The sequence below is a fragment of the Microcoleus sp. T3_B1 genome, from assembly GCF_036700445.1.
Classification (GTDB): Bacteria; Cyanobacteriota; Cyanobacteriia; order Cyanobacteriales; family Microcoleaceae; genus Microcoleus.
This window is the reverse complement of sequence record NZ_JAUBOX010000085.1, coordinates 6,399-11,933: the sequence shown is the minus strand read 5'-3', so window position 1 is coordinate 11,933 and position 5,535 is coordinate 6,399. Positions and strand designations below refer to the sequence as shown.

2 protein-coding genes and 1 pseudogene are annotated in these 5,535 nt (G+C 42.6%); 1 reads left to right on the top strand and 2 read right to left on the bottom strand.

Going from position 1 to position 5,535, the window contains the following annotated elements; genetic code table 11:
* A partial coding sequence (locus QT990_RS29700; protein WP_333145094.1) for an AAA-like domain-containing protein occupies positions 1–834 on the bottom strand: 834 nt, incomplete at its 3' end.
* Between the two features lie 101 nt (positions 835–935).
* A complete protein-coding gene (locus QT990_RS29695; protein ID WP_333145062.1) occupies positions 936–4,595 on the bottom strand; it encodes a WD40 domain-containing protein in 3,660 nt (1,219 codons plus the stop codon).
* Between the two features lie 653 nt (positions 4,596–5,248).
* Between QT990_RS29695 and QT990_RS29690 the strand changes: the two are divergent.
* A pseudogene (locus tag QT990_RS29690) lies at positions 5,249–5,535 on the top strand (hypothetical protein); the annotation flags it as partial.

The following is a 5,535-nucleotide window of genomic DNA, read 5'->3' as shown; positions in this document are numbered from 1 at the left end:
CCTGTCTTTCTCAGCGCCCTCTGCGCCTCTGCGGTTAACTCTCTTTAACTCCTTTTCCAGCATTAACTTGCACAGCTTTTGCGTCAAAAAAGGTTGTCCCCCCGTCCAATCCAAAATATCTGCGATCGCACTTTCAGGATTAGCAACTTGCCCCCGCCAACCATCAATCAAAGGCTGCACTTCATCAATCTGAAAACCGCGTAAATTTATCGCCTTACCAATATTAAAAGGAGTTTGAGTTTTATCCGCAATCAAATCCGAAGGAGTCGCCACTCCCAACAAAGCAAATGTGATCCGCTGATATTTTGGCACATCCACTCGTCGGTTATAGAAAAACCGAATTAAAGCAAAAAAATCATCCAGGGGAAAATTCATGCTCAAAACTCTGTCAATTTCATCTACAAAAATTACAATATTTTGTTCAATTTCTACTAATAAAACTTCCTCAATAAACAAACTCAACCGCTGCACGGGTGACAAAAATTCCCGCTGCTCTTTCCACCAAGCCCGCCATTGAAATTTTTTGCCAAGCTGATAGCTGCTTACCAGAGATTGCACGAGTCCGGCATACCACTTTTCTGCCGTTACATCTTCCTTGCCAATTCCGGTTAGGTCAATAAAAGCACAGAGAAACCCTTCCGCTTGCAGTCTTTGCATCGTCCGCACCCGCAAGCTTGATTTGCCCATCTGCCGCGAGTTCAGCACGTAACAAAACTGACCTGCTTTCAAACCTTCGTAAAAGTCTGAGTCTGCTTGTCGCATTACATAGCTGGAGGCATCAATTGGAAGACTACCGCCTACGTGATATTCATAATTAGCTGGATACTCTCTCATAATTGCCATCATCAAAATCTTGGTGTGATTATAGGATAACTGCCTTACAATTACCCATTACCCCTTACCCATTACCAGTGTCTTATAACTAGCAACTTGAGTTATTTACAGATTTGGCTAAATTTTCTAGCCTCTTCGGGATGAGAAGCCAAATAATCTTCCAGCCACAAACAACCCCGCCCGATCGAATTATCGAGATCGAGTTCTAATTTCCACAACTTGATAGTATTGTCAAGCCCAGCAGAAGCTAGTGTTTTACCATCTGGACTAAACATAACGCTAGTAACTCTGTTGAGGTGTCCTTCTAGGGTTGATATTTCCAGACCAGTTTCTACATTCCACACCCTCACAGTACCATCTTCACTAGAGGAAGCTAAAATTTTGCCATCCGGACTGAAACTGACAGTAAATACCTCAGATAAATGTCCTTCTAGGGTAAGCAATAATCTGCCATTTTCTGCATTCCATAGTTTGACTGTACCATCATCACCACCAGAAGCTAAGATTTTACTATTTGGACTAAAACTAACGGTCTGTACCCAACCGCTATGGGCGGAAAAAGCCCACGTTAAAGTAGCTGTTTTTAAATTTAATAGTCTTAGATCACCGTTATTACAAGCCACAGCTAGAGCTTTTCCATCTGGACTAAAACTTAAATCAGTGACAATACGAGGTTCTCTAAAGGTTTTCAGCAACCTACCCTCTGCTACATTCCAAAGTTTTACAGTACGATCATCACCGCCAGAGGCTAAGGTTTTCCCATCTGGACTAAAGCGAACGCTCCTGACCCAACCACTATGATCGTTGAGGGTTTTTAGTAATCGACCATCTTGAACATTCCACCACTTAAGTGTGTTGTCAACACTGCCGGAAGCTAACATATTACCATCGGGACTAAAACTAACACTTAGCATCGGCTCTTGATGACCGTTAAGAGTTTGGAGTAAAGTGCCATTTTTGATATTCCATAGCTTTATTTTAGAATCGTCGCTACCGGAAGCAATAATCTTACCATCGGGACTAAAACTTATTGATCGAATATTATCGCTATTTCTTTTAATGGTTTGCGGTTCCCTAACTTCTAAATTCCAGAGCTTGATTGCGCTATCATAACTTCCAGAAACAAGAGTTTTGCTATCTGGACTAAAAGCGATACTCTCAATTTTACCGTCATGTCCTTTAAGAAGTTGCGGGTCGGTTCTGTTGTCGTTTATATCTTCTAAATTCCACAACTTTACGGTACTATCCGAACTGATAGTTGCTAGAGTTTTGCCATCTGGACTAAAAATTGCACTCCAGACAGCCCTGCGATGAGTAGGGAGGTTTTGCAGTAAAGTTTTATCTGCTACATTCCATAGTTTCACTATGCCTTCTTGATCGGCTGAAGCTAAAGTTTTACCATCGGGACTAAAACTGACACTTATGGTATTTACTTGATGACCTTCCAGAGTATTTACAAGGGTTCCATCGCCAATATTCCACAGCCTCACGGTTCTATCCCAACTTGTAGAAGCGAGAGTTTTACCATCGGGACTCAAACTAATATGGGTAACGGCACGGGTATGTCCTTTCAGAGTTTTTAATAACGTACTATCTGTTGCTTTCCACAACTTGATAGTACCATCGTGGCTACAGGAAGCGAGAATTTTACCATCGGGACTAAAACTAACAGTTCTTATCCAGTCATTATGAGCGTTAATAGTTTTAATTAAACGGCTATGCCTTACATCCCACAACTTAACCGTACCATCTTCACTACTAGAAGCCAAAATATTGCCATTAGGATGAAAACTTACACTCGTAACTCTAGTAGTACGTCCGGTCAGGGTTGATATTAATCTAGCTGGTCTAGCATTCCACAGTTTTACCGTACCATCCTCGCTAGCAGAAGCAAAAATTTTGCCATCGGGACTGAAAGTTACACTTCTGACACCGCTACTATGACCAACGGCGCGATCGCGTTCTCTAACATGATATATTGCCTGTTGCAGTGCCCTCATTACCTGCATTTGCGTATCGTTGCTGGCTGATTTTTCTAATTTTTTCATCTGCTGCGCTGCTTGTAATGCTTTCAACAGTGCTTCAAAAGGATCGGAAACCAAAGCTGCTTTAGAGAATAAAGTTTGCAGGACTACTTGTCGTTGGGCTAGTTCCTGTTGAGCTTTTTTTACTTGTAATTGGATGGAGATTGCTGTGATTACAGAAATTCCCAAAACTACAGAACCCATCGCAATGATCCGGGTAGCCCTGCGCTTGGCTTGAGTAAATTCTACTTTTGCTTGTTGTTGAGCTGAAACTAAGGTATCATTCGCTTTAGCTAATATGTGACCTTCTTCTTCTTTAACAGCTAAAGCCTGTTGAACTTCACGCTTTTCCAAATCTTGAGATGCTGCTAAGAAGCGGTAATCCAGATGGCTTAAATTTTTATCTATCGACCATTCCAGAGCCTCTTGCAGCGCATTTCCCCGCAGCAGCCGCGAATTATCCTCAAAATTAGCCACAGCCCAAGCATTAAAAGTTTCCGAATAAGGCCGCAGCTTTCCTAACTGTTTTTCCACCCATTCCAGATTAAAAACTTCGGCATAAATGCGGTTGTAAACTGTTAATTTTCCCTGCTGTTGCACCACTAAACCAGACAGGCGCAACTCGGTTTGTTCGGGACTGCCATCGGCAAGAACCCCCAGGGGTAGGCACGGGGGCACTACCCCTACAAAACCCTGGTTTTCCTCGGTTTGGGGGGGATTCGCCGATTCCAAGATTTGCTGGTAAAGCCCTAATAACTGTCCGGCTTTTTGCTGATTTCTTAACAGGCGATCGCGAATAGTTTTCAAATGCTCCGGCTCATCCTGAGACTCCCAATTCTCAACAACCCGCAACCTCACCAACCCCGCAACTCCCTCCTCCTCTGTGGAACAGGCATCCTGCCTGTCTCTCTCTGCGCCCTCAGCGCCTCTGCGGTTAACTCTCTTCAACTCATTTTCCAACACCAACTTGCACAGCTTTTGCGTCAAAAAAGGTTGTCCCCCCGTCCAATCTAGTATTTGGGCGATCGCATTTTCAGGATTGGCAACTCGTCCTTGCCAGCCGTCAATTAAAGGCTGCACTTCATCAAGTTTAAAGCCGTCTAAATGTATCGCTTTACCAATATTAAAAGGAGTTTGAGTTTTGTCGGCAATCAAATCTGAAGGTGTTGCCACTCCTAGCAGCGCAAAAGTCAGTTTGCGGTAGAGAGGATTGTCAACTCTTCGATTGTAAAACCAACGAATTAGAGCAAAAAACTCATCCGCAGAAAAGTTCATACTCAACACTCGATCTATCTCGTCAATAAAAATAACTATATTTTGGGAAATCTCAACTAAAATAACTTCTTCAATAAACAAATTAAATCGCTGGAGAGGTGATAATAAATCCCGGCGATCGCGCCACCAATTCCGCCAATTAATTTGATTGCTTAGCTGGCAGCTACTCACCAAAGAATTAATCATTCCCGCATACCATTTTTCAGGAGTGACATCTTCCTTGCCAATACCAGTTAAATCGATACAAGCGCAAACAGTACCTTCAGCTTGCAGTCTTTGCATCGTCCGCACCCGCAAACTAGATTTGCCCATTTGCCGCGAATTCAGCACGTAACAAAACTCACGGGCCTTCAAACCTTCGTAAAAGTCCAAGTCTGCTTGCCGCATCACGTAACTCGACGCATCTGCTGGGAGACTCCCGCCAATCTGATATTCATCGCTAACTGGAAATTCTTTCATCATTGCCTGCACCCAAATCTAGATTAGATTGTACGATCGCCAACCTGACTATGTAGAGATTTACCAAACAACCTGACTTTTACTGATTTTTAGGACTTACGAATCGGTGGTCAGAAACCGGGTTTTTTCCGAAAAGACGCCTTGTAGCCAACAGATTAGGTCAAAAACCCGGTTTCTTTGGTCTGATGCCTGAGTCCTGATTTTTATGATGCTTTGTCAGGATGCACCTGATTTTTCCCTATAAATTCAAAGCCTGAAGCTATTTATCAGTTCCTATAATACCTGATTTTATCACCATTGCGGTTCGCTAGTTTTAGCAAGAAACTGATAACAGGAAGCGAAAAGGGAAGCAAAAAAATATAAATACCCACCATTACTTCCTAAATAAACCAATTAGTTGGGAATACAAAGGAGAAAATGAAATTGATATATACGGTACTCAATTTAATGACAACAACACTGATAACGGCGGTAAGTTTCACAAATCATTAGTGGGAACTAATCAAGCTGACAAAATCTATGGCAAAGCAGGAAATTACATATTGTCGGGTTTTGGTGGCAACGACGACCTGTGAGGCGGCACTGGCAACGACGACTTTCATTTCAAGATCGGGCGAAATTTTGTATCAATTACCAAACAAGAAGGAGTAATCAAAATGGCGAGCGCACCTATTCTCACAAGAGACAAGTACAGCACTAAAAAGGCTGGCCTCATTGACATCGACATAAATATTGAGGATTCTGAAAAGGCTGGCCTCATTGAGATCGACATAAATATTGGCGATTCGGAAACTGTCGATGCGATTGACGACGACAGCGATGATTCTGAAACTGTTGATTTGATTGACGACGACAGCGATGATTCGGAAACTGTTGATTTGATTGACGACGACAGCGATGATTCGGAAACTGTTGATTTGATTGACGACGACAGCGATGATTC

Bases quoted from the DNA above. Each gene is read 5' to 3' on its own strand.
- QT990_RS29695 (WP_333145062.1), bottom strand. From the start codon at position 4,595: ATGATGAAAGAATTTCCAGTTAGCGATGAATATCAGATTGGCGGGAGT.